The organism is Rhizobium sp. 007 (genome assembly GCF_015353075.1).
Classification (GTDB): Bacteria; Pseudomonadota; Alphaproteobacteria; order Rhizobiales; family Rhizobiaceae; genus Rhizobium.
This window is the reverse complement of record NZ_CP064187.1, coordinates 313211-338644: the sequence shown is the minus strand read 5'-3', so window position 1 is coordinate 338644 and position 25434 is coordinate 313211. Positions and strand designations below refer to the sequence as shown.

Annotated in this window: 21 protein-coding genes and 1 pseudogene; 16 read left to right on the top strand and 6 right to left on the bottom strand. The window is 61.3% G+C overall.

The genetic code is table 11. The features are described from left to right. Positions 1–6: 6 nt before the first annotated feature. Positions 7–702: a helix-turn-helix transcriptional regulator gene (locus ISN39_RS01590; protein WP_194728958.1), complete on the bottom strand. Its 696-nt coding sequence runs from the start codon at positions 700–702 to the stop codon at positions 7–9. Positions 703–1164: 462 nt separating this feature from the next. Continuing rightward, positions 1165–1545, bottom strand: a complete 381-nt coding sequence (locus tag ISN39_RS01585; RefSeq protein WP_194728957.1) for a response regulator — start codon at positions 1543–1545, stop codon at positions 1165–1167. 190 nt (positions 1546–1735) lie between these two features. Here ISN39_RS01585 and ISN39_RS01580 point away from each other — a divergent pair, with 190 nt between their 5' ends. The 7 genes from ISN39_RS01580 to ISN39_RS01550 all read left to right on the top strand — a co-directional run bounded on the left by ISN39_RS01580 (position 1736) and on the right by ISN39_RS01550 (position 11575). After that, positions 1736–3886, top strand: a complete 2151-nt coding sequence (locus tag ISN39_RS01580; RefSeq protein ID WP_246763262.1) for a PAS domain-containing sensor histidine kinase — start codon at positions 1736–1738, stop codon at positions 3884–3886. After that, a complete protein-coding gene (locus ISN39_RS01575) occupies positions 3873–4298 on the top strand; it encodes a response regulator (protein ID WP_194728955.1) in 426 nt (141 codons plus the stop codon). Before ISN39_RS01580 ends, ISN39_RS01575 begins: the two co-directional genes overlap by 14 nt. A gap of 3 nt (positions 4299–4301) precedes the next feature. After that, positions 4302–5918 carry a response regulator gene (locus ISN39_RS01570; protein ID WP_194728954.1) on the top strand — a complete coding sequence of 539 codons (1617 nt, stop codon included), beginning with the start codon at positions 4302–4304 and terminating at the stop codon, positions 5916–5918. A 62-nt stretch (positions 5919–5980) separates the two neighbouring features. Further along, positions 5981–7558: a VOC family protein gene (locus tag ISN39_RS01565; protein WP_074070165.1), complete on the top strand. Its 1578-nt coding sequence runs from the start codon at positions 5981–5983 to the stop codon at positions 7556–7558. 499 nt (positions 7559–8057) lie between these two features. Further along, positions 8058–8990 (top strand): glycosyltransferase, encoded by a 933-nt coding sequence (locus ISN39_RS01560; RefSeq protein WP_194728952.1) that lies wholly within the window; start codon positions 8058–8060, stop codon positions 8988–8990. A gap of 39 nt (positions 8991–9029) precedes the next feature. Further along, entirely contained in the window at positions 9030–10520 is a 1491-nt protein-coding gene (locus ISN39_RS01555; RefSeq protein WP_039843933.1) for a lipopolysaccharide biosynthesis protein, read from the top strand. 32 nt (positions 10521–10552) lie between these two features. Next, the gene (locus tag ISN39_RS01550; protein ID WP_194728951.1) at positions 10553–11575 is read left to right on the top strand and encodes a polysaccharide pyruvyl transferase family protein; all 1023 of its coding nucleotides are present in this window, start codon (positions 10553–10555) and stop codon (positions 11573–11575) included. A 5-nt stretch (positions 11576–11580) separates the two neighbouring features. Here the strand turns inward: ISN39_RS01550 and ISN39_RS01545 are convergent, their stop codons facing one another. Together ISN39_RS01545 and ISN39_RS01540 are read right to left on the bottom strand one after the other, a co-directional pair. Then, positions 11581–12477 carry a DMT family transporter gene (locus ISN39_RS01545; RefSeq protein ID WP_194728950.1) on the bottom strand — a complete coding sequence of 299 codons (897 nt, stop codon included), beginning with the start codon at positions 12475–12477 and terminating at the stop codon, positions 11581–11583. A gap of 125 nt (positions 12478–12602) precedes the next feature. Then, a complete protein-coding gene (locus ISN39_RS01540; protein WP_074066649.1) occupies positions 12603–13028 on the bottom strand; it encodes an OsmC family protein in 426 nt (141 codons plus the stop codon). A 115-nt stretch (positions 13029–13143) separates the two neighbouring features. Between ISN39_RS01540 and ISN39_RS01535 the strand changes: the two genes are divergently transcribed. Further along, the gene (locus tag ISN39_RS01535; RefSeq protein ID WP_194728949.1) at positions 13144–14391 is read left to right on the top strand and encodes a TIGR03862 family flavoprotein; all 1248 of its coding nucleotides are present in this window, start codon (positions 13144–13146) and stop codon (positions 14389–14391) included. Positions 14392–14433: 42 nt separating this feature from the next. On the opposite strand, the pseudogene ISN39_RS01530 reads toward ISN39_RS01535, so the two are convergent. Then, positions 14434–14716 (bottom strand): annotated as a pseudogene (locus ISN39_RS01530) (acetyl-coenzyme A synthetase); the annotation flags it as partial. A 225-nt stretch (positions 14717–14941) separates the two neighbouring features. Next, a complete protein-coding gene (locus ISN39_RS01525; RefSeq protein WP_194728948.1) occupies positions 14942–15886 on the bottom strand; it encodes a GNAT family N-acetyltransferase in 945 nt (314 codons plus the stop codon). 179 nt (positions 15887–16065) lie between these two features. Here ISN39_RS01525 and ISN39_RS01520 point away from each other — a divergent pair, with 179 nt between their 5' ends. The 8 genes from ISN39_RS01520 to ISN39_RS01485 all read left to right on the top strand — a co-directional run bounded on the left by ISN39_RS01520 (position 16066) and on the right by ISN39_RS01485 (position 25399). Beyond that, on the top strand, positions 16066–17394 hold the full coding sequence (locus tag ISN39_RS01520; RefSeq protein WP_194728947.1) for an FAD-binding oxidoreductase: 1329 nt from the start codon (positions 16066–16068) through the stop codon (positions 17392–17394). Between the two features lie 11 nt (positions 17395–17405). Continuing rightward, positions 17406–18530, top strand: coding sequence for an acetylornithine deacetylase (argE, locus tag ISN39_RS01515; RefSeq protein WP_194728946.1), 1125 nt, complete (start codon positions 17406–17408; stop codon positions 18528–18530). Between the two features lie 19 nt (positions 18531–18549). Next, positions 18550–19473: a glyoxylate/hydroxypyruvate reductase A gene (locus ISN39_RS01510; RefSeq protein WP_194728945.1), complete on the top strand. Its 924-nt coding sequence runs from the start codon at positions 18550–18552 to the stop codon at positions 19471–19473. Between the two features lie 27 nt (positions 19474–19500). Beyond that, on the top strand, positions 19501–19854 hold the full coding sequence (locus ISN39_RS01505) for a cupin domain-containing protein (RefSeq protein ID WP_194728944.1): 354 nt from the start codon (positions 19501–19503) through the stop codon (positions 19852–19854). 4 nt (positions 19855–19858) lie between these two features. Next, positions 19859–20329, top strand: coding sequence for a GNAT family N-acetyltransferase (locus tag ISN39_RS01500; protein WP_194728943.1), 471 nt, complete (start codon positions 19859–19861; stop codon positions 20327–20329). An 88-nt stretch (positions 20330–20417) separates the two neighbouring features. After that, on the top strand, positions 20418–22460 hold the full coding sequence (locus ISN39_RS01495; RefSeq protein ID WP_194728942.1) for a hydantoinase/oxoprolinase family protein: 2043 nt from the start codon (positions 20418–20420) through the stop codon (positions 22458–22460). A gap of 2 nt (positions 22461–22462) precedes the next feature. Next, a complete protein-coding gene (locus ISN39_RS01490; protein WP_194728941.1) occupies positions 22463–24433 on the top strand; it encodes a hydantoinase B/oxoprolinase family protein in 1971 nt (656 codons plus the stop codon). 27 nt (positions 24434–24460) lie between these two features. Next, a complete protein-coding gene (locus tag ISN39_RS01485; RefSeq protein WP_194728940.1) occupies positions 24461–25399 on the top strand; it encodes a LysR family transcriptional regulator in 939 nt (312 codons plus the stop codon). Positions 25400–25434 lie beyond the last annotated feature (35 nt).

Below are 25434 nucleotides of genomic sequence, written 5' to 3'. Positions count from 1 at the left end.
CCCCGGTCACGAAACCAAACCATTCCTGAGGGCAATCGCCACCATATGAACGCGGTTCACTGCATCAAGCTTCCTGGCGGCGGCCGTGATATGAGAATTGACGGTGTGCTCGGACAATCCAAGAATGATCGCGATCTCGGCTGAAGTCTTTCCCTCGCTGGTCCATTTGACGATTTCCGCCTCCCGTTGCGTCAGGCGCCCTGACATCTCCTGCGTCAAGATTTCCTCGTAAAGTTTGTCGAAAATACGCATGGCATCGAGCAGAACGTCGGCAATTTCTCCCTGATCGGGCTCAGACCGTATGCCGCTGAGCACGAGGCAGTAGCGCCGCCCCTCCGGCGTGAAGAGAGGAATGAGCAGAAAGGCATTGCCATTGAATTCGTTGAATACGAGGTCGGCCCCGATCGATCCGCTCTTGCCGTAGACCGGCGTCGTCAGGAACTGCGCGGTCTTTGCTTTCAGCGCGCCCAGCGCCTCCTTGAGCATCCGGACGAAAAGCGGGACCCTGCGTTCGGCAATATTGGTGATGACGATTTCGCGCTCGCCGAAGGGCGCGTTCGCCTCGGAAATCCGAGCAAGCGCAAAGTTATCGAAGTGATAGTGCTGTGCCGCCGCGTTGAAGAGGCGGAAAAAGTCGGTGCGATTGATCGCCCGGCTGAGCTCGGGCCCTGTGTGAAATGGAACCGCCGCAGCGTTGGTCATTCCCGCAAAATCCTTATGTCGAACCTCCGGAAGTCATCTTCATCCCGAAATCTTGGGATATACGTCGTGCATGCGAGAAGTTAGAAGAATCTCGAGACAATTGATGGAGGATAAAGGGATGGGGACCCCAATATCCTGAAAGCGGAAACGACATCAATTCTCTCAACCGCAAGTGATACACAGGATAGTCGTAGTTCTTACCTAGGTATCGCAATTCCGTTGTTCACCATCCATGAAGAGCGGAAGAAGTGCCGGAGTAAGCGCGAGAGAGCTGATAGATCCACCCAGCTAAGGGGTTGGCTGAAATTCGTGGCGGCGAATGTGGGTCGGTCGGCTCTCTCAGTGCTCAATCACTCCTCTTCCCCATGGTTGTGTATTTTGAAATTCTGAAACGACCTTGTCAATCGCAGTTTCCAGCAGCGTCAAAGGCCGGATCTGCAGCTTTGTCGCGCCGTCTTCCCTTCAGCGCGACCTTTGGGGACGCAGAATCGCCGCAAAGTCGAGGGGTTTTTGAAGATAGGAATCAGCACCCGCAACCAGAGCGCGCTGCCGATCTTCCTCGGCATCCGATCCGCTACAGACACAAAGCCGCATCGTTTTGAACCGGGCTTCCGCTCGAAGCCGCGCAATGAGCGCAAGGCCGCTATCGAGGGGCATATAGAGATCGGCGATGAGCATGTCCGGAAGCTGGGCACGCTCGGCAGATCGGTGCTCCAGGGCCGCAAGACCCGCCTCCGCCGTTGCAAAACAGAAAAGATCAACAGAGATCCGCTCCTTCTTGCGGATATAGTCGAGGTAGAAAAGATCATCCCTGCTGTCATCGATATAAAATATGACTGGCATCGGTGCTCGCATCCGGCGGTCTCGGAACGCTCCTCGATTGTGCGTTTTCGCAACACTAGCCGCATTTTCCTCCAATCGATAGCAGCGGCAGACCGCCAACCGATGAATCAGTCGCGCAACCATGCGTTTTCCTATTGTGTCTTGCGGGTTTTCGGAAAAAATTGGCACGCGACTGGGGAGGTGTGACGACGTGTGGAATGCAGCGGCGGCAGGACTGGAGGACGATCCGCAGAAAAAGCGGAAGCGCTATCGCTCCGCCGTCGCCGCTATCGGCTCTCTGCTTGCCATTCTCGGCCTCGCCGCGCTGGCCGGCTGGCTGCTGCAGCTCGAAGTCATCATTGCGGTCGTCCCCGATTTTCCGTCGATGGCGTTCAACACGGCACTCTGCTTTGTTCTGTCTGGCGGCGCCCTTGCCACGTCCGTTACACGCCGGCGGCTGGTATCCGTGCCTTCAACTGCACTTTCGGCGATCGTCGTTGTCATCGCACTTGCCCGGCTGATCGAGATCACCATCTTCGGCCGCGCCGTTCATCACATCGACCGGCTGTTGACCGATATTCTTATATCGCCCGATTTTGCCGCTCAGATCGGCGGCGGCATGGGACCGAATACGGCTGTGATTTTCCTGATGGGCAATCTGTCGCTGATCGCCGCTCAGAATTGGCGGGTCGCGCGAGCGCCGCTCGTCCAGGAATTGGTGAGCTATGTGGTCATCACGCTCGGCATGATCGCCCTTACCAGCTACATCACGAATGCGGAACAAGGCTATCGCTGGGGGCCTTATGCAACGATGGCTTTGCCAACGGCGATCGGCATGGTGCTCTTCGGCGGCGGATTGCTCGCAAGTGCCTGGTGGCGGCAGCCCGAAAGCCGTGGCCGAATACCGCTCTGGGTTCCCGCACTCGTGTGCTTCACTGGGCTTACCGCAGACCTCTATACGCCGCTTGGTGTGGCGAACGGCATTCTTTACGTGCCACTGGTGCTGACCGCTCTCTGGTTCAGAAACCGGAAGGCGTCGCTTCTCTTCGCCCTCGTGTGCACCATCCTCGTCCTGCTCGGCTTCTTCGCCGTGCGCCACGACAACGTAGGCTTCTGGCAGGAGGTTACGAACCGGGCGATCACCCTCGTCATGCTCTGGCTGATTGCTTTGCTCGTATTTTATTACGTGCGGAACAGGTTGAACCTCGAGACCGAACGCATCCGCTTCAGCGCCTTGGTACGCAGCACGCCGGACGCGGTGCTCACGATCGACGAAAAGGGAACGATCTTAAGTTTCAATCCGGCGGCCGAGCAGATGTTCGGTTACACGCCGCAGGAAGTGATCGGCAGGAACGTCAAGATGTTGATGCCCGAACCGTATCATTCAGAGCACGACGGCTATCTGCGCCACTATGCCGAAACCGGCGAGCAGCGCGTCATCGGCACCACGCGCAAGGTTTCCGGACAGCGCAAGAATGGCGTCGCCTTTCCGCTCGATGTTTCCGTCAGCGAGGTAAAGAGCGGCGGAACGAAGGCCTTCGTCGGAATTGTGCGCGATATCAGCGAGCGCGTGACCCAGGAGGAGCGGCTGAAGACGACGCTGGCGCAACTTGAGGATTATACCGCCGATCTGGAACGTAGCAATCACGACCTCGACGAGTTCGCCTATATTGCATCGCATGATTTGAAGGAGCCGCTGCGTGGGCTCCACAACCACTCGCGCTTCCTGTTGGAGGACTACGAAGGCCTCCTCGACGAGGATGGCGTACGGCGCCTCAATCGCCTGGTGCGGCTCAGCCAGCGTATGGAGAAGCTGGTCAACGACCTGCTCTATTTTTCGCGGATCGGTCGGCAGCAGCTTGCGGTGAAGCGGACCGACATCAATCTTGTCATCAAGGATGTAATCGCCACCATGGAGCTGCTTCTGGAGGAGCGCCATGCCAAGGTCGTCATCGATGGCCAATTGCCGGAAGTGGTCTGTGATGCGCTGCGGCTCACGGAAGTCTTCCGGAACCTTATTACCAATGCGATCAAGTACAACGACAAGCCTCATCCGCTCGTCAGTATCGGCTATCTCGAACGCTTCGTCGCCAGGGACGGCACGACGGCGCGCAACGTCTTCTTCGTTAAAGATAACGGCAAAGGCATACCCAAGGAATTCCATGAGGATATTTTCCGCATTTTCAAACGCCTGGAAAAATCGCAGGATTCGGATGACGGAACGGGCGCCGGTTTGACCTTCGTCCGCAAGATCATCGCTCGCCACAACGGCGAGATATGGCTGGAATCGGAAGTTGGCGCAGGCACGACGTTCTATTTCACTTTGGGCCGGAAGCGCGAGGAGCAGAATGCAGCAGCGTGATACGCAACCGATCCTCATCGTTGAGGACAGCGAGGACGACTTCGAAGCGACGATGCGTGCTTTCAAGCGCACGAACCTGCGCAACCCGATCCACTGGGCGGCTTCGGGACAAGAGGCTCTCGATATGCTGGCGACCATCCGTCCGCGGCCGGGTCTGATCCTGCTCGATCTCAACATGCCGGGGCTCGACGGCCGCAAGACGCTGGAGGCGATCAAATCCAATACGCACTGGCACAAGATACCGGTCGTTATCCTGACGACCTCCGACGACGAGCGCGACATCGAGGGGTGCTATGCCCTCGGCGCCAATACCTATGTGCAAAAGCCCGTCGATCTGGACGGCCTTTTTGCAGCCATACAAAGGCTGAAGGAATATTGGTTCGAGATTGCCATACTGCCCCTGGAGGAGTGACGATTGGCAGAAGTCTGCTCGGTAGTGATCATCGACGACAATATGGACGACCGCGACTTCTACCGTCGCATGCTGGGCCGTATAGCGGGTACGACCTACACGCTGGCAGAGGCCGAGACCGGCGATCAGGGCCTCGCGATGATCGCCCGCAAACGGCCGAATTGCATCCTGCTCGACTACTCTCTGCCCGGCCGCAACGGCCTCGGAGTGCTTGCGCAAATCCTCGAACTCGATGCCTCCGCCAATGTCGTCATGCTGACAGGCCAGGGCAACGAGGCGGTCGCCGTCGAGGTGATGAAGAGCGGCGCACGCGATTACCTGACCAAGGATGCGCTTTCACCAGAAGGGCTGCACCGCTGCATTCAGAACGCCATCATGCACGGCGCACTGGAGACCAAACTGGAGCAGAAACGCCAATCCCTTGAAATTTTCACCCGAGCAATGGCGCATGACCTCAAGGAACCGCTGAGGACAATCAAGTCGTTCAGCAAGATCCTGCACGGTTCGCCATCGCTGCTGCCTGAGGATCGCGAGCTTTTCGACTATGTGCTGAGCGCTGCCGATCACATGGAGGATCTGATCGTCAAGGTTTCGGGCTTCACCAAGCTCGAGGCCTCTGGCGAGCTGGAGCTGAAGCCTGTCTCGCTCGTCTCGGTGCTCGATCAGGTGGAGGATAATCTCCATCGGCAGATCGAAAGCCGTCACGCGGTGATCAGCCGGGCAGACCTGCCCGAAGTGATGGGCGACGCGACGCTGCTGATCCAGCTTCTGCAAAACCTCGTTTCGAATTCCATCCGCTATTGCGAAAACCGCACACCGGAAATTAGGATCGCTGCGACGGCAAATAGCGGCGTTTGCCGGCTTTCCGTCTGCGACAACGGCCCGGGCATCGATCCCGCCCATCGCGAGCTGATTTTCCAGCCGTTCAAACGGCTCGTCGGCCGCGGCATCGAGGGAACCGGCCTCGGTCTGGCCATCTGCCGCCGCATCGCGCAATTGCACGGCGGTGCGATCTGGTGCGAGGCACGCGACGGCGGCGCGATTTTCATCCTCGAAATACCCCTTGCACAGGCAGCCGTCGCGGCGCCCGCAACCATGCCTGCTGCCCAGAGCGTCCGGCATTCCGATCAGGCGACGGAGGGGGCGGGCAGGCTTGCCGAGGTGCTGCTTGTCGAAGACAGCCCGGCCGACATACAACTTCTGAAACTGAAGCTCATGCGCCGCGAGAAAGTCAGCTTCAATCTCCATGTCGCAAACAACGGTCGTGAAGCGATGCTGCTGCTCGAGCAGCGTGCCGCAATAGCGGATCAGCCGCCGATGGACCTGATGCTGCTCGACATCAACATGCCGCTCATGGACGGTTTCGAGGTCCTTAATGCGCTTGCAGCCGATGGGCGGCTCAGCGGGATTCCGGTCTGCATCCTCAGTACGTCAAGCGACGAAGGCGATATTCAAAGAGCGAAGGAGCTTGGCGCGCTCGCTTATATGGTGAAGCCGCCAAACCTGCAGCAACTGGAAGAGGCATTGGAGAAAGTCGATACGTTGGAATTGCAACCGCGCGGCGATTCGTTCGTTTTATGTGTAGAACAATCAAGGCAATCTTCCACGGCACTAGCATGACTTTCGCATCAGCTCTCGTTCTGGCATTGCTCGCCACTCCTATCCAATCCGGACTGCTATCGATGGTTTCTGGAATACATCACGTCACGGCGATTACCCGCAAAGTGCAGGCGAACGTCGATTTCTACGCAGGCTTCCTGGGCTTGCGGCTCGTCAAGCAGACGGCCGGATTCGAGGACGCGACGCAGCTACATCTCTTCTATGGCGACGCTACCGGCACGCCCGGTTCGCTCGTCACCTTCCTCGCCTGGGAAGATGGTTCGCCCGGACGCGCTGGCTTCGGGCAAATCAGCGAGATCGCGCTTGCCATCGATCCTACGAGCATCGGCTATTGGCTGACGCGGGCAATGAGTTTCGGTCTGCGCATGGAGGGGCCAGGAGACGAGCTCGGCGAGACCGTGCTGCGCCTTAAGGATCCCGACAACATCATTCTGAAGCTTACCGGGAACAGGGAACTGAAGAGTGCAGCCCCCTGGCATGGCGGTCCGGTGCCGGTGGAGCACGCCGTGCAGCGCATCCGCGGCGCGACCATGCTGACGGAAGTGCCTGAGGAAAGCCGCAGCTTCCTCGAAAGTCACTTCGGCTATCGCTTCCAGGTGAGCAAGGGCGCGATCGATCGTCTCGTCTCGCAGTCGGGCGACGTCATCGATGTCCGCAATGCCCGCGGCTTCTGGTCGGGTGCACCGGGAACAGGCACGGTCGATCACGTGGCTTTCCGCGCCACCGACGATGCGCAGTTGTCGACGGTTCACGAAGCGCTCGAGAAGACGAACTCCTCGGCAACCAGCACGCATGACCGCAAATATTTCCGCTCTCTCTATGCCCGCGAGCCCGGTGGCACGCTGGCCGAGCTTGCAACGGACAAGCCCGGCATGACCGTCGACGAACCGGCCGAAACCCTCGGCTCCAAGCTCTTCCTGCCGCCAAAGGATGCGATCACCAATCTTGAGGACCTGAAGGTCGTCCTGCCGCAGTTTTCCATGCCCGGTGAACCTCGCGTGAACTATCGCGATCTGCCTTTCGTCCACCGTTTCTATACGCCGCCGGATCCGGATGGCAGCGTGTTCGTGCTGCTGCACGGATCGGGCGGCAACGAGACGACGCTGATGCCGCTGCTGCATAAAGTGGCGCCGCGCGCTACACTGCTGGGCGTGCGCGGCCGCGCGACGGAAGAGGGTTTCCCGCGCTGGTACAAGCGCATAACGCCGTTCTCCTTCGATCAGGACGACATCAAGAACGAGGCGGAAGCCTTCGCCGCCTTTATCGACAGCGCCGTCAAATCCTACGGCCTCGACCCGAAGAAAATCGTCTATGTCGGCTATTCCAACGGCGCCAATCTGCTGAACTCGCTGCTCTACCTGCATCCGAGCCTGATACACCGCGCGGTGCTGCTCCGCTCCATGCCGGTTCTGACGGACTATCCGCATGCCGACCTTACGGGCACGGATCTGCTCGTCATCAGCGGCAAGACAGACGCTTATGGCCGATATGCGAATGAGCTTCGGACACGGCTGAAAACCTCCGGCGCGACCGTCGATTCGGACGTCATCTTTGGCGGCCATGACCTCGGCGATGCCGATGTGCCGATCATCCAGAAGTGGCTTCTGCAGAAAGACCGCCAAGCTAGCGTCCCGCAATAGCACTCCAGAATGACTTCCGAAGTGTGATTATTTCTTCGAACGGACTTCCTCCAGCGAGTTTAGTCCAGATGTGTTTCCAACTGGCATCTTTGTCGGTAGAGCTTTTTTGCTCAACTCTTGTCGGCATCTCTCAGTTCGCTGATCTCTGCATTTGCTTCAATGAAAACGGAACCATTCCATCCCTTTAGACTCAAATATTATTTTAACTTATCTCAGATAAAATTACAATTTATTCACATAATAAAAACAACAAAACACAGATAAGTTTGCCGGTGGCTATTCATTAAGTCATTAAATACAATAACTATAAATTATTATTACATGTTTCTTCATTGGATTTTCTATCCATCGCCAAACAAAAGGTCTTCGTCAACAAATTACCTCATTTCTTCTATTTTTTCAGCATCTGTTCTATTTTGCTGCACTGCAAAAAAATCCTTGCCGAACCTCGATGTGCGGCCTATCTTCGCCCGGACATTGATCACAGAAGGGGAAACGTATGCCTCCTCGGCCTGTTGACATCAGCCTGATCATCTCTTCGAGAAATCGGGCCTATGGCCTATTGAACTGCCTGGATGCCATCGCCACCGCCGCGCGGCAGGCAAGCCATTTGCGCCTTGAACTTGTCTTCGTGGACAATGGGTCGAGCGACGACACCTCGGATATCTTCAGCAAATGGGCAGCCTCCGCGCCGATCGATACCAATCTCATCTACGAAACGCTACCCGGCCTTGCCAATGCTCGCAATACAGGGATTGCCGCCGCCACCGGCCGTATCCTTGCCTTTACGGACGACGATTGCGAAGTGTTCCCAGATTACTTCACGGCCATCGACGCGGTCTTCGCCGATGATACCGAGATCGTCATGCGCGGAGGGCGCGTCGAGCTTGGCGATGCGCGCGATCTTCCCGTCACCATCAAGACCGAACGCGAGCCCGCCGTGTTGACCAGCGAGCTTCACGCGGGCGGCTTCATCCACGGCTGCAACATGGCCTTCCCGAAGGCGCTTTGCGAAACGATCGGCCACTTCGATCCGCTCTTCGGCGCCGGCTCGCAGTTCCGCTCCGGCGAGGATACGGATTATATTCACCGCGCCTCCAACGCCGGCATCCGCGTCGAATATTTTCCCGATCTCGTCGTCAAGCATTTCCATGGCCGCCGCAAGATCGAGGACATCCACCACCTGCACGCGGGCTATGCCTTCGGCAACGGCGCGCTCTATGCGAAATACATGTTCGACCGGCGCTCCAACATGCGCGGCATGCTGCGCTGGGATATCCGCCAGGCGTTGAAGGAATTGATCGGTGGCCGGAAAATGAGCGAGGAAATGGGGCTTACCTACCGCCGCCAGCTTCGCGACAATATTACCGGCATGCTCGCCTATTGGCGGAGCGCCAAACGCACCGCGACGTCAATGGCGATCCGCCGCTGATCCTCACCGCCGGCAGTGCCACATTCGATTGGAATCTGAATGGCAGATAATGCAGTTGCGCATGCCGACCTGAAGAAGAAGACCGCGCTCTCCGTCCTCTGGTCGGTGATCCGCGTTGCGTGGAGCACCGTCGCAACCTTCGTCATCTTCGTCATCCTTGCCCGCATCCTTGGGCCCGCCGATTTCGGAACCTTCGCGCTCGCCAGCCTTTTCGTCGAGATCGGCCGCGTTCTTGCCTATGCCGGCCTCGGTGATGCGATCACCCGGCAGCTCGATCTCGACGAGGAACTTGCCGATACCTGCTTCTGGGCAACGGTCGCCTTCAGCGCCATCGTCGCGTTGCTCGTCTTCGTCTTCGCTCCCTCTTACGGCCAATTCGTCCGCGATCCTTCGGTGGCCGGTATCCTGCAGTGGCTCGCGCCGCTGCTGCCCCTTTCGTCGCTTGCGGTCATCCACAATGCGCGGCTTGCGCGCGACTTCGGTCACAAGAGCCTTGCAGCGCAGAGCATCACTGCAAGCCTGCTTTCCGGCACCACGGCTGTCATCTGCGCCTATCTCGGCTGGGGCATCTGGGCGCTGGTGGCGCAGACTGCCGTCAATGCGGCCGTCACCGTCGTCCTCGGCTGGGTGTCTTACCCGTGGATGCCGCGCCTGCGCTTCAATCTCGAAAAATTCCGTTCGGTCTTCCTTTTCAGCGTTAGCCTCGTGGTGACGCAGCTCATGTGGATGCTGCTTGCCCGCGTGCAGGATATCTTCATCTCCCGCTGGTACGGCGCCGTCGAAGTCGGCCGTTATCGCATCGCCTGGCGGCTGATCGAACTGATCGGCCAGGCCGTGCTGGCGCCCATCGGCAGTGTTTCGCTGGTCACGCTGTCGCGCCTGCAGAACGATCGCACCGCCTTTCGCAACGCCTACAACAAGATCGTCGGTGCCGCGGCACTCGGCACGATCCCGTTGCTCTTCGGCTTCGGCGCGCTGTCGAATGACATGATCGCCCTGCTCTTCGGAGACAAATGGGGCAATGCCGGCGATATCGCCACCGTGCTGGTGCTGATGTCCGTGCCTTTCGTCACGAACTTCTTCGCATCCTCGGCGCTCTCGGCCGTTAACCGCGCGGAATCGATCCTCTCGGTCGCCGCGCTCCAGCTTGCGGTGACGCTGATCCTCACCTGGCTGCTGGTTCCCTACGGCATCTTCGCGGTGGCGGCAGGCTATGTGCTGCGGGCCTGGCTGACGATGCCTTACCAGCAATATGTGCTGAGCAGATATGCCGGGATCGATGCAGCCGGCACATTCAAGGCGGTCGCCCTTCCCTTCTGCGGCGGCGCCGTCATGGCTCTCTGCGTCTGGTTCGCCCATCCCTACATCGCCGGGTATCTTCAAAGCCGCTGGCTGTCACTCGGCCTCAGCATCGGCCTTGGTGCCGTCATCTATCTGGCCTTTCTGCCGATCTTCGGCAGAAAGGCCATCCGTCCCTACATCGCACTCGGCAAGTCGCTGCTGCCGTTCGGCAAACGGGCTGAGGCCTAGCTTCGCCGCCTGGCCAGCAAACAGGAGCTTTTATGCAGGAAACCAACATTACGATCATCAACCGCCTCCAGGGTCTGATCGCAAACAACCTCTCCGATCTTGTCGATCCGGCGGAGCGCTTCGCGCTGCTCGATTTCCCCAACCACTACAATATCGGCGACAGCGCCATCTGGCTCGGGGAGCTCGCCTATTTCGACCGCCGCAAGACGCGGCCGGCCTATGTGACCGAGATTCCGACCTACGATGAGGAGCGGATGCTCGCGACAATTGGCAACGGCCGCATCTTCCTGCACGGCGGCGGCAATTTCGGCGACATATGGGCCGGCTATCGCCAGTTCCGCGAAGGCATGCTGACAAAATTCAAGGGCCGCCCGATCGTCCAGATGCCGCAGACGATCCATTTCAAGGAGCAGGCCAATATCGACAGCACGGCCCGCGCCATCGAGCAGCACGGCAACTTCACGCTCCTGGTGCGCGACAAGAAGAGCCTGGAATTCGCGCGCCGCTGGTTCCAGTGCGAAACGCGCCTTTGCCCGGACATGGCCTTCTGCATCGGCCCGGTCGCGCGCCCGGGCCCGCAGCACGAGTTGCTGCTCAACCTCCGCGAAGATCAGGAAGTCGGAACTCCGCAGGATCTCACCGCTGCCACGGGACGTCCCGGCACCGTCAAATCCGACTGGCCGGACGAGCCCGCCGATTTCCAGCGGCAAACCAAGCATACCGCGATCCTGAAGGGCCTGATGTCGGGGAAGATCGGCGGACGCGCCCGCATGACGGAGCTTGCCTATCGCGAGCGCGCACAGCAGCGTTTCGATCGCGGCGTGGCCTTGCTCGGCTCGGCGCGCCAGGTCATCACCGACCGCATGCACGGCCACATCATGTGCGTATTGATCGGCGCCGATCACTGCGTGCTGGACAACAGCTACGGCAAGACGAGCAGCTTCATCGAGGCCTGGGGCACCTGCAACACCGAAAAGGCAGCCCTTGCCGCGACCGTCGACGAGGCGCTCGCCATCCTTGACGCCCGAAGCGTGCGGCCTGCCGCAGTCGCCTGATCCAGTCAGCCTCGCCGGGCGATCATGATCCCGGCGAGCACGACTGCCCCGCCGATCGCCTGCATCGGGCCGATCGCTTCGTTGAGCAGTATCCAGGCGAGAATTGCCGCGACGACGGGCTGGAGCAGCAGCGTCAGCGAGGAGAAGGCGGCTGGCAGATAGGCGAGCGCATAAGTGATCGCCATTTGCCCGCCTGCATGGCTGACGAAGGCGAGACCGAAAACCATCGCCCAGCCGTAAACCGTGGCTGGCCAGATCTGATCCTCGAAGGCGAAAGCCAGCGGAAATACGAAAACCGCCGCAGACGCCGTACTCCAGAGCATGATGCGGATGGTATCGAACCGGCTTCTGAGCCTGCCGATCGCAAGGATGTATCCGGCATAGAACAACGCCGCGACGATCGCGATGCCATCGCCCAGCAGAGCCCCGTTCCCAAAGGCCGAAGGCCCGCCCTTCAGGATGATGACGCCGGCCAATGCCAGTGCAAGGCCAAGAACGAAGAGCCGCGTCACCGCCGCTTGGAAGAACAGGAAGCCAATGACCGTGACGAAGACGGGCGCAAGATTCGCCAGCAGCGTCGCATTGCCAACCGATGTCATCGTGATCGAAAGATGCCATGCAGCAAGATCCATGGCGAGGATCACACCTGGCAGGACCAGAAGCGCATAGTCCGAAAGCTTTTCCGGCTTTGACCCGGCATCCTTACCCTTAATCAGCGAAAAGATGAAGAGCGGTATCAGGGCGAGCGCGACGCGCCAGAACGCCGTCGCCATCGGTCCGACTTCCGACAGCCGCACGAAGATCGGCGAGCCGCCGATCGCCGCCCCGCCAAGGATCAGTGCCGCGAGGGCAAGGCGATTGGAAGGAACGGTTTCGACGGTTGCGGAAGCGGCCTGCGACATGATCTCGATGCTTTCTGCGCCGCGAGCAGTGAAAGCGGCGATCGGCAGCGAATTACCAGATGAAGGCCACCGACGATAGCGCAGGAACGACAAAGGCAGGCAAAAGTATTCGACAGCCCAGCGATTCAGCCGGAAATTGCGGTAGCGAATTCCGGATTGCCGCGCATCGTATTGCTTACCGTGCAGATTTCCTCCGCCGCATGCACGATCTTCTGCCGCGTCTTCTCGTCGATATCGCCCTTGATGCCGAAGACGACACTGAACATCTCGACGCGCGAAGGCCCTTCCGTCGCCTTCTCGCCGGTCACGTCAGCAGTCAATTCAGTGATCCTGTCGAGGACGCCCATCTGGCTTGCGGCGATGCGCGCGCTCAGCACCAGGCAGGCGGACAGCGAGGAGTAAAGCAGGTCCAGCGGATTGAAACCCGGCTGCGACGGGCTGGTGACGATGTCGAGCTCACCCTTCGTCGCCGAGGTGACATGCGCAAAGCCGGTGCGCCCGAGAACGGCGGTGGCGCCCGTGGGTCTTGGTCTTGCCTTGAGGTCGGTCATGCCGGGACACTCCGTTGATATACTTCTCAAGTAATGGGTTTGCCGGTCGCCCGCAACGAACGCGCTTCCCGCAAATCCGGAGACGCGCGGATATGAATCCTGTATCAGGCGAGCCATGAAGAAAAAACAGATCTCGATCATCGGCGGCGGACCGGCGGGCTTGATGGCGGCCGAGGTACTCTCGGCAGCCGGGCACGCCGTCACCATCTACGAAGCGATGCCTACGGTGGCGCGCAAATTCCTGCTCGCCGGAAAGTCCGGCCTCAATATCACCCATTCGGAAGATTATACGCGCTTCGTTGCCCGCTTCGGCAAAGCGTCCGACCGGCTGCGCCCCGCCTTGGACGGCTTCAAGCCCGACGATGTCCGGGCCTGGGCGGAAGGGCTTGGCACCGCGACCTTCACTGGCTCCTCCGGCCGCGTCTTCCCGAAAGTCATGAAGGCCTCGCCGCTGTTGCGCGCCTGGATCGCGCGTCTGGAAGCCCACGGCGTTTCGATCCTGACACGCCACCGCTGGACCGGCTTCGAGGACGGCGGCTACGCGTTCGAAACGCCGCAAGGCCATCGTGTCATCCACCCTGATGCCGCCTTGCTGGCACTTGGCGGCGCCAGTTGGCCGCGCCTCGGCTCGAATGCCGCCTGGGTACCGTGGCTCCACGAAAAGGGCGTGAGCATCGCGCCGTTCCGCCCCGCCAATTGTGGCTTCGACGTCGATTGGAGCGAGACCTTTCGCGGCCGTTTCGCGGGCGAGCCGCTCAAATCGGTCACCGCCACCTCGCCCGCCGGCACCTTCCCCGGCGAATTCGTCATCACCCGCCACGGCATCGAGGGCAGCCTTGTCTACGCCCATTCCGCAGCACTGCGCGACGCGCTCGAAACCGGCAAGCCCGCATCCCTGCTTGTCGACCTCGCACCCGGCCGAAGCACTGAGCGCCTTTCAAAGGACCTCGCCCGGCAGGACAGGAAAGGCAGCTTCTCCAACCGCCTCCGCAAAGGCGCCGGCCTCGACGGCGTCAAAACCGGCCTGCTGCGCGAACTCGCAAAGGAAACCGACCTTCAGGACCCATCGAAGCTCGCAAGCCACGTCAAATCCCTGCCGATCCCTCTGACCCGCCCCCGCCCCATCACTGAGGCCATATCCTCCGCCGGCGGCATCGAATGGAGCGCGCTTGACGATGGCTACATGCTGAGTGCCATTCCCGGCCTTTTCGCCGCCGGAGAAATGCTCGACTGGGAAGCCCCGACCGGCGGGTATTTGCTGACGGCGTGCGTGGCGACGGGGAATGCTGCGGGGGTGGGGATCGGCAAGTGGCTGGGGTTTGGTGGTCGCCCTGCGATAGCCGCGATAAACCCTCTGCGGTAGGGCGGATGCCGGGCTGCGAGAAAGGTTCAACACAGAGAATGTCTACACTCGATTGGCAATGAGGTCATCGACGACCGCCGGATCGGCAAGCGTGGACGTATCTCCGAGCGCGCCGAAATCGTCCTCGGCAATCTTGCGCAGGATACGGCGCATGATCTTGCCGGAACGGGTCTTCGGCAAGCCGGGCGCAAACTGGATCTTCTCCGGCGATGCGATCGGGCCGATTTCCGTTCGAACATGCTTCACCAACTGTTGGGCGCAACTCATCGGATCCTTCGTTGCCGGCCATCAACGTGACGTAGCAATAGATGCCCTGTCCCTTGATCACTATCGCCAACGCGGATACGAGATGCGGGAAATCCGACAGCTTAATGCCCGTGATGCGGAAACTCTCCAAAGCACGCGCCGTCTCGCGCCGTAATAGCGGTCAGCAGGCAACGCGAAGTCTCCGAGCAGATCGTGCTCGATACGCACGACGGGTATTTCGATCGGCTCGCAGAGCGGGATGGCCGCCATGGATGCTTACCTCCCCAGGACAGATTGAGTTAGATCAGCCGAGTGTGTGGCTGGCGAGAGCGTAGGTTCTGGGCTCGCGTGGCGCATCACCTTGACGTACAGCGAGCCAACGTCGCCCGAGCGACATGGTTGTCACGGTGTCGTAGACCGGAAGACCGCAGCGGGACAGAAACTCGGAAAACCTCCCGTCCTTTTCGCGGGTGTCGAGCCGTAGGAAGGAGGCGGCATGTCGGGTGGCGTGCGGATGAACCACCGCGATTGCATCCTCGTCTCCGGCGGCCACAACAGGCCCGATGACGTGGCCACGCCCGAACGGCCGACAAAGCGAAAAAGCCTCGATCTTGCCGCCGCGCATCAGTCCGATGCCCTTGGAGCATGTCAGCAGTCGGGCCAGCAGTATCCTGCGATCTGCACCGAAGGCAGCCTTGTCTAACTCGACGATGGCATCCAGATCCCCGGGCTTCAACGCCCGCAGCACGCTGCCGACCGGTGGATCAAGTTCCGGCGGAGCGATCGCTTCGCCATTGCACTGGTAGACAGTCCCCTCTCGAGTGAAATTCAGGGATTGGTACAGACGCCGCGCGGCTCGCGTGGCATTGAGCCCAAGGTCACGCCCTTCAAGCCGATCTAGCACATGGCCCATCAGCCACTGCCCGGCACCGTTCGATTGCAGACGGGGAGAGGTAATCACCATGCCGATCGTGGCAAAATGCACATCATAGGGAAACCACATCGCAGAGCCCATTATGCGGCCGATTTCGTCCATCGCAACGATGCCTTCGCCGATTTCCCGCAGCAACTGCCAGTCTTCGGCGCGATGCGGCCATCCGACAGAAATCGATAGCGCATGCAGTTGATCGAGATCTGTGGTGCTGAGATCGGCAATACGCATATCGAAACTGTCGACAACTCTCGATTCCCTTGGAACCACGTGCGTTTCTCCTGAACACCGATCTTCACGCCGAGCGCGATCACGCATCGGCAGGGCGACTTAATGGTATGCCAAGGCAACCGACAGAAATTGCTTGTGAGGCTACTGGAAACACAACAATCGACCAAATCCTCCGCGATTTCGGCATGTAACGCCTGGGTTCATCTCTAGACTCAACGAAACTGGCTCGAACCGGCGGCACCGCCGTGAAAGTTAAGAGATTAGAGATGTCGCCTCCGGTTAGCCCCGTTTCCAGTGCCTCCACGATCCCGTCCCGTATCGATGTCGTCGTCATTGGTGGCGGCATGGCTGGCGTGGCTGCAGGCTATGAACTCGCGCGCCGAGGAACCTCTGTCGCCATCGTCGAGAAAGGCCTGGTTTCGGGCGAGCAATCGAGCCGCAATTGGGGATGGTGTCGCCAGCAGAACCGTGATCCGCGCGAACTGCCGCTCGCCCAGCTTGCGATGCGTATCTGGGCTGGTCTGAATGCTGACCTTGGCGAAGACACCGGCTTTCGCCGCACGGGCCTTGTTTACGCTTCCGGCAATCCAGCAGATGTCGCAAGTTGGGAGAAATGGAGCCAAATCGCTCGTGCTTTCGATGTCGATACGCGCATGCTAACCACTGCCGAGACGGCCGCCCTCTTGCCTGGAAACAGCCGCAACTGGGTCGGCGGCGTGCATTCCCCTACGGACGGCCGCGCCGAGCCGCAGCTTGCGGTTCCCGCTCTTGCCCGCGCCGCCCAGCGCGCCGGCGCCGTCATCGTGCAGAACTGCGCCGTACGCGCATTCGAGACCGAGGCCGGCCGCCTATCCGGCGTGGTGACGGAACGGGGCCCGATCCGCTGCTCGGCCGTGCTCGTCGCTGGAGGCGCCTGGAGCGGTATGTTGCTGCGTCATCACGGCGTCCGCTTCCTGCAGGCCTCGGTGAAATCGACGTGCTTCTACACGGAACCCGCCGCAGCGGTGACCGAAGGCGGAATTTCAATGCAGAACGTCGCGCTGCGCCGCCGCCTCGACGGCGGCTACACGGTGGGCTTGAGTGGTCAAGGTCAGTTGCAGATCGCGCCCTGGGGCTTGATGCAGGCGAAGGCCTTCTGGCCGACCTTCCAGGCGCGCCGCAAGGGGCTCACCTTCGCGATCGGACGTCAGTTTTTCGAAGGACCGGAAGCGTTTTCGCGCTGGCGGGCTGACAGTGTCTCGCCCTTCGAACGCGTCCGCGTGCTGGATCCGGCGCCCGACCGGCGCCTGATCGACAAGGGGCTCGAAAGACTGCGCAACATCTATCCGCAGCTTGCCGGCCTCAAGGTCGCGCAGGCCTGGGGTGGCATGGTAGATTCGACCCCGGACGCGATCCCGGTTATTGCTCCGGTCAAGGCGCAGCCGGGCCTTTTCATCGCCTCCGGCTTCAGCGGTCACGGCTTCGGCATCGGTCCGGCGGCCGGGCGCCTCGCGGCCGACCTCATCCGGGATGACGCGCCCTGCGTCGATCCGACACCCTATCGTTACGAACGCATGATCGACGGCACCGATTTCGGCAAGCCGGGTATGCTTTGAGGACCCCAATAATGCAGGCAATGGAAATCCTTGAAGCGCTCGTTGGCTTCCCCTCCGTTGTCGGGACGCCCAATGCCGGGATCGTAGCCTGGATCCGCGACTATTTGCAAAGCCACGGCATCGACGTCGCGATCCTTCCCGGCCCGGAGGGTGACCGATCGAACCTCTTCGCCACCATCGGCCCGAGGGACGTGCCGGGCTACATCCTTTCGGGCCATATGGACGTGGTCCCGGCTGCCGAGAGCGGCTGGACGAGCGACCCCTTCCGGCTGCGCGCCGAAGCGGGCCGCCTATATGGTCGCGGCGCAACCGACATGAAAGGTTTCCTTGCCGCTTGTCTTGCCGCCGCTCCGGGCCTCGCGCAGGCGCCGCTCCGGCGTCCGATCCACTTCGCTTTCTCCTACGACGAAGAGGCGGGCTGCCGAGGGGTACCGCATATGATCGCGCGCCTGCCTGAGCTCTGTAAAACCCCGCTCGGCGCCGTCATCGGCGAGCCGAGCGGCATGCGCGCGATCCGTGCGCACAAGGGCAAGGCTGCCGCCCGGCTGACGGTCAACGGTCGTTCCGGTCATTCCTCTCGGCCGGACCAGGGGTTGAATGCCATTCACGCCATCGCCGGCGTGCTCGCCCAAACGGTGACGGAAGCCGACCGGCTGGCACGAGGCCCGTTCGAGCACGTTTTCGAGCCACCCTATTCCTCTCTCCAAATTGGCACGCTGAGGGGCGGACAGGCGGTCAACATCATTCCGGATTCGTGCGAAGCCGAGTTCGAGGCGCGCGCAATTTCCGGCGTTGATCCCGTCGTGCTGCTCGCACCCGTCCGTGCCGCGGCCGAAGCACTGACGGAACACGGCTTCAAGGTTGAATGGCAGGAACTCAGTGCCTATCCGGCGCTTTCGCTTGCCGCCGATGCGCCGCTTGCAACGCTATTCGCGGACCTGACCGGGTGCGCGCCGCTCGCCGCCGTCAGCTATGGTACGGAAGCCGGGCTTTTCCAGCGGGCGGGCATCGATGCGATCATTTGCGGGCCTGGCGACATCGGTCGTGCCCACAGGCCGGACGAATTCATCTGCGCAGACGAACTCTTCGCCTGCCAGGCGGTGATCGAGGCGCTCGGCGCCCGCTGCAGCGCCTGACGCTCACGAAGGAACCACGATGACCTTCCTCTTTAACTCCGACGCCAAGCGCGGCGCAATTTTCGCCGAAGCGTTTGCGCACGAACTGCCCGACATTCCCTTTTCACTGGACCCGGAAACAGTCGATCCGGACGCGGTGCGCTATCTGATCACCTGGACGGTGCCGGAAAATCTCGCGCGCTATCGCAATCTCGAGATACTCTTTTCCATCGGCGCCGGCGTCGACCAATTCCGCATCGATGCCGTCCCGGCGCATGTGAAGGTGGTACGCATGGTCGAGGACGGCATCGTCCGGATGATGCAGGAATACGTGGCGCTCGCCGTGCTCGCGCTGCATCGCAACCTACCAGCCTATTTCGAGCAACAGAGACGACAATTCTGGCAGGCGATTGCTCCGGTTCAGGCTCAAGAACGCCGTGTCGGCGTGCTTGGCCTCGGCATGCTCGGCACCGCAGTGCTCGAACGTCTGAGGCCGTTCGGTTTCCCGATGTCCGGCTGGAGCCGCAGCCCGCGCGAAATCGACGGAATCAGGTGCCTGAGCGGCCGGGACGGCCTCGATACACTGCTGAGCTCCACCGACATTCTTGTCTGCCTGCTGCCGCTGACGGACGAAACGCGCGGCTTTCTCAGCACAGAGCTCTTTGCGCTGCTCCCGGCCGGTGCCACGCTCGTCCATGTCGGCCGCGGCCCGCAGCTCGACCATCAGGCACTGCTCGACGCCCTCGACAGCGGGCATCTCGCAGGCGCCGTGATCGACGTCACCGATCCAGAGCCGCTCCCCGCAGACCATCCCTTCTGGATCCATCCGAAAATCCTGCTGACGCCGCATATCGCCAGCGTCACCCAACCCGAAACCGCCGCGATGGCGGTGATCGAAAACATCAAGCGCTTCCAAGCCGGCCTCGACCCCATCGGGCTGGTCGATCGCCACCGCGGCTACTGAATTATCAACCCACAGGAAAGAAAAGCCATGTCCCTGTTGAAGACTATCGAAACCAACCCGACCTTTGCGCCGCGCGAGTCCGACCCTCTTCCCGAACGGCTGATCTCCGGCAATCCCTCCTTCAAGACCTGGGCGCAGGATGTCGCCCGCGGAGAGATGGTCCATACCGGTGTCTGGGAAGCGACCCCCGGTGAGACTCGCTCGATCAAGGGCGAGACCTTCGAATTCTGCCATATCCTTTCAGGCATCGTCGAGCTCACCCAGGAAGGCGGCGAGCCGGTCATCTATAAGACCGGCGACAGTTTCGTCATGAAGCCAGGCTTTGTCGGGGTCTGGAAGACGATCGAGACCGTGCGCAAGATTTATGTGACCGTTATGTGACGCCATGCAGCGCGACCCGATTGTCTTTGAGTCTTCCCGGAACGGCTACCTCCTCAGCACGGATCGCGCCCGCCTCGATCCGGCAACGGTCCACCGCTTCCTGGCAGCCGATTCCTACTGGGCGCGCGGCATGACACTGGACCAGTTGCAGCGAGCGCTGGAACATTCGCTGCCGATTGGCATCTACGCCGAAGACGGCACCCTCGCCGCCTTCGGCCGCGTCGTCACCGACTATGCCGTCTTCGCCTATCTGCGCGATGTCTTCACGCTGCCGGCCCACCGTGGCAGAGGGCTCGCCTGCTGGCTCGCCAAAGAGGTCCGCAACCATCCGGAGCTCGCCGGCGTCACCAGTTGGATGCTGGCGACCCGTGACGCGCACGCCGTCTACGAGAAGGCCGGTTACCGTCCGGCTCCGCATCCCGAATATTACATGACCGTTCCGAAGCCGGACGAGACAGAGCCGCGCGAGCCATAACCGCAGGTTATGGATTCCTTTCATGTCTTTCGTGGTCTCAACGGCTGCCTCCGCGCATCCTCTCATTGATCACACAAGGAGATGCGCCATGACCTATCGCATTGGCGTCGACGTCGGCGGGTCCTTTACGGACTTCGCCGTGTTCGACACGGGCACGGGAAAACTCGCCACACTGAAGGTCTTCTCGCGGCCGGATGCGCCTGGCGAGGAGATTCTCTCTGCTCTCGACATCCTCTCCGAGCGCGACGGAATTGAGCCGAGCGAGGTTTCGTATTTCACGCATGGAACGACCGTCGGCGTAAATACTGTCATTGAGCGCAACGGCCATGATATCGCTCTTTTCACCACCAAAAATTTCGAAGACGTGCTGCAGGTCGCGCGTCTCAAGATCCCCGAGATTCACAATCTCTATTCCGTGCGGCCGGAACCGTTGGTCAGCCGCGACCGGGTTTTCGGTATCGATGAGCGCATCCTGGCGACCGGCGAGGTTCTGAAGGCGCCTGATGAGACGGACGTGGCGTGCGCCGTCCAGGCGGCGATCGAAGCCGGTTGCAAGGGGATCGTGCTCGCCTTTCTGCATTCCTACCGCAATCCCGCCAACGAGGATGCCGTCACGTCGATCATCGAGCGGCTTGCACCGGGGCTGCCGGTCATATCCTCGGCTGCCACTTGGCCGATCATGCGCGAGTACGAACGCACCATCACGGCCGTGATCAGCGGCTACGTTCAGCCGCGTGTCGCCAATTATCTCGACCGCTTCGAAAAGGTCCTGCGCGAGCGCGGCGTCACCTGCCCGCTGTTGATCACCAAGACCAATGGCGGCGTCATGGGTATCGACCAGGCTCGTTCAGAATGCGTCCAGATGATCCTATCGGGCACCGCCTCGGGCGTCATCGGTGCCGGCTATCTCGCCAAGGCGAGCGGCTTCGACCGCATCATGAGCCTCGATATCGGCGGCACCAGCGCCGACGTCGCCGTCATCATCGATGGCGAGGCGCAATACGGCACGGGCGAATTGATCGGCGATTTCCAGATCCACGTACCGTCAGTATCGGTAAGTTCCGTCGGCCAGGGTGGCGGTTCAGTCGCCTGGATTGATCGGCTTGGGCTTCTCCATGTCGGGCCCGAGAGTGCCGGCTCTACTCCCGGTCCCGCGTGCTACGGGCGCGGCGGTACAAGGCCGACGATCACTGACGCAATGGCGGCCGCCAATCTCATCGGCCATATGCCGCTCGGCTATGGCGCCGTGAATGTCGATCACGCCGCATCGCAAGCGGCTCTTGCCCCGCTTGCCGAAAGGCTCGGCACCAGCGTCGAGGAACTTGCCGGAAATATCGTCGATATCTCGGTGTCCGGCATGTATGCGGAGGTGAGCGCGCTCGTCTCGCGGTTTGCCATCGACCCGCGCGAGTTCCACCTTTTTGCCTTCGGCGGTGCCGGCGCTATGCTCGCCTGCTTTCTCGCCAAGGAGCTCGACATGCGGGGCGTCGTGGTGCCGCCGACCGCTGGTGTCGTTTCTGCCTATGGCGGGCTCGTCGCCGATCTCAAGAATGACTTCATCCGCACGGTCTATTGCGAGGTGACGGTCGAGGCGCTCGCCGAACTTTGTGCAACATTCGAGGCGCTTGAAGTGGAGGCGCGCACCTGGCTCGAGACGCAGGGCTACAGCGGCCGCGGCAGCATTCGTCTCTACGCGGACATGCGTTACCTTGGTCAATCCTTCGAGATCGAAACGCCGATCCAGCCTGCCTGGCTACGCCAGGGCGATGCCGCTGCGATAAGGGCCGCCTTCCACCAGGAGCACGATCGTCTCTACGGCCACCGTGACGAGAACGCCGACGTCCAGATGGTCAGCCTGCGTCTCGTCATTGCGGGCGCCACGCAGAAGCCGCCGCTCAATCCCATTGCCGTCGCGCAGGCTCCCGCCGAGCCGCGCTTTCACGTCGAGGGCTGGTTTTCGGGCCGCAGTTGGATGACCGGCGTCTATCACCGCGCCGACCTAGCCGCAGGCCATCGCTTCCGCGGCCCGGCAATCGTCGCCCAGGACGACACGACCACCGTCGTGCCGCCTGCTTTCGAGGTCCTCGTCGACTGCTTCGGCAATCTCGTTATAACCAAGACGGAGCTCTGATCATGGCCATCGACCGCCGCAATCTGAAGGTGCTCGCAAACTTCTGCTCGGCCGCCGCCGACGCGATGGCCTTCACGCTCATGCGCACCGCCCACTCCGCCTTCGTCAAGGAGACGGAAGATTTCTCCTGCCAGATCGTCACGCGCGAGGGGCTCGCCTTCGCCAATCCGCGCCAGTTCGGTGCGCCCTGGTACAGCGGCATCGACTATGGCCCGCTGCTCGAGGCCTTCAAGGACTATGAGGAGGGTGACATCTGCATCACCAACGATCCCTATTCAGGCTTCGTTGCCACCCATTCGCCCGACATTCACATCTGGAAACCGGTTTTCTTCGAGGGAGAGATCGCCTGCTTCGTCGTCGGCCACATCCATAACACCGATGTTGGCGGCGCCGTTCCGGCCTCGCTCTCGCGGTCCTTGAGCGAGGTCGAGCAGGAGGGGCTGCGCATCCCGCCAACGAAACTTGTCTCGAAGGGCGAAATGAACCGCTTCGTCCTCGACGTGATCCGCGCCAATGTCCGCCTGCCCGAACAAAATTTCGGCGATCTCCATGCGCAGATCGCTTCTGTCAATGTCGGCGAGCGCAAGATCCGGGAGGTCATACGCCGCTTCGGTTGCCGTACCTTCCTCGAGGGTGTCGCGCAGATCCTCGACTATGCCGAGGCGCAAACGCGCAGTATCCTCGCGCGCGTGCCAGACGGCGATTATTTCTTCGCCGATTATGCTGACGAGGATTCCGTCGGCGGCAAGCCCTGCAGGATCGCGCTCACCCTCAAGATCCGCGGCGATGAGGTCGTGCTCGACTATACCGGCTCCGACCCACAACTCGGCTCCTCGCTCAACATGCCGACCGGCGGACGCGACCGCCATCCGCTGGTCATGGTCGGGTTGACCTATGTGCTTTACACGCTGGACACCAGCCTGCTCCTCAACGCCGGCACACTGAGGCCTGCACGTGCGATCCTGCCCGAGGGCTCGGTCGTCAACTGCAGCCGGCCAGCAGCCGTCGGCATGCGCTCGCTCACATGCGCCATGACCCAGATTGTCACCGTCGGCGCCTTCGTCCAGGCGCTGCCCAACCTGATGCCCGCCGCCTCGCCGGGCGGCAACGCCATCATGAACATCAAGACGACAAGTCGGGCCGGGCGCTCGATCATGGCCTCGATCGGGCCGGTCGGCGGAGGCGGCGGAGGCACGCCTGTCGGTGACGGCAGCGATGGTGCAGGTGGCGCCACGGGGTTTCTACGCAATACGCCGATCGAGATCAGCGAGGCAGAGGTGCCGATCCGCTTCCTGCGCTACGGCCTGGAGCGCGATACGGGCGCGCCCGGGCGACATCGCGGCGGTCTGTCGGCCATCATGGAGTTTGAGATCTCGGCGCCGGAAACCATCGTCACCGCCCGCAACCGCAATCGCTCGATCATGCCGGCCTGGGGCGTGAACGGGGCACATGCCGGCAGCGTTTCCCGGTTCCTTCGCAATCCGGGCCGGTCCGACGAGGTCTCGCTCGGCAATACTGATGTCGTCCATTGCGGTCCCGGCGACGTGATCCGCGTCGTCGGTCCCGGCGCCGGTGGCTATGGCGATCCCCTGTCGCGGCCGGCGGGTGCAGTTCTGCAAGACGTGCGCCGCGGCGCCGTCAGCGTTGCAAGCGCCGAGCAGGATTACGGGCTCGTCATTCGCGCCGGCAGCATCGACGAGGAAGCGACCGCGGAAATCCGTTCAGGCCGCAGGCCCGCAGTGCCGAAGGTCATCACCCATGGCCTCGAACGGCGCGCCTTCGAAGCGATCTGGAACCGCGAGCGCTACGACCTCCTGACCGCCTTCCTCGCCTCTCAGCCAGTCGGCTGGCGCTATTTCCTGAAGCATCGGATCTTCGAGGCGGTCGAGAAGGTCGCGGGCGATCGCCCCCCTGTTGCGGACGAAATGCGGATGCTGTTTGAAACAATGCGAATCCGCTACGCTCTTACCTGAGGAAGAAACCGCCGGAGGCGCCGTGCCATGAACATCCGCCAGCTCGAAGTCTTCCGGGCGATCATGCGCGACGGCACCATCACTGCGGCCGCCAATTCGCTCGGCATTTCGCAGCCGGCAGTCAGCAAGCTGCTCGCCTATCTCGAAGATCAGCTTGGCTATCCCCTTTTCGAAAGGATCGGCGGCCGGCTCGCGCCGACGACCGAGGCGCATATCCTTTATGGCGATGCCGACCACGTCTTTCGGCAACTGGAGGCGCTTTCATCCCTTGCGCGCGATGTCGGCGCCAGCAAGATCGGGCTCATCCGCATCGGTGCGAGCCTGCCGCTCGCCTATTCGGTCCTGCCGGTGACACTCGCCGCTTTCGGCAACCACCATCCCGAGGTGAAAATCCATCTTCATACGCTGCCGAAGCGCGAGATCGCCGAGGCGTTATCGCTCGGTGACGTTGACGTCGGCGTCACTCTGTCACCGATCCTGGCCCCGACCATGCGGGTGGAGAAGCTGTTTTCTGCAAAGGTTGTGGCGGTCCTGCCCGCGACCGATCCACTTGCTGCCGAAGCGACGCTTACGCCGTCCATGCTCGCCGGCCGCCGGCTCATCTCTTATGGCTCGCATGCGGAATTCGGTGCGGCTCTCGATGAAGCGTTCGCATCGGAAGGCCAGAGGCGCGACGTCTCGATCCAGATCGCGTCCTCGGTCGGCGCCCTGCCGCTGGTCCGTCAGGGACTTGGCATCGCGCTTGTCGATGAACTTGCGCTATGGAGCCCAATCGAGGGGATTGTCTCCCGCCCTTTTCGTCCGACGGTCCCGACGCCCGTGTCGCTCACGATCAACCAGGCCCGGCCGCAGTCACGGTTCGTAGCATCGTTTTCCGATTGCCTCAGGCAAGCTTTTCACGGCGCTTCGCAATCTAGCATCGGCGCCACCGCCGAAGATTCGACTGCGGCGTCACGCAAAACGTAATTTTCCGCCGTCCCGGCATCGCCAGTCGATGCATG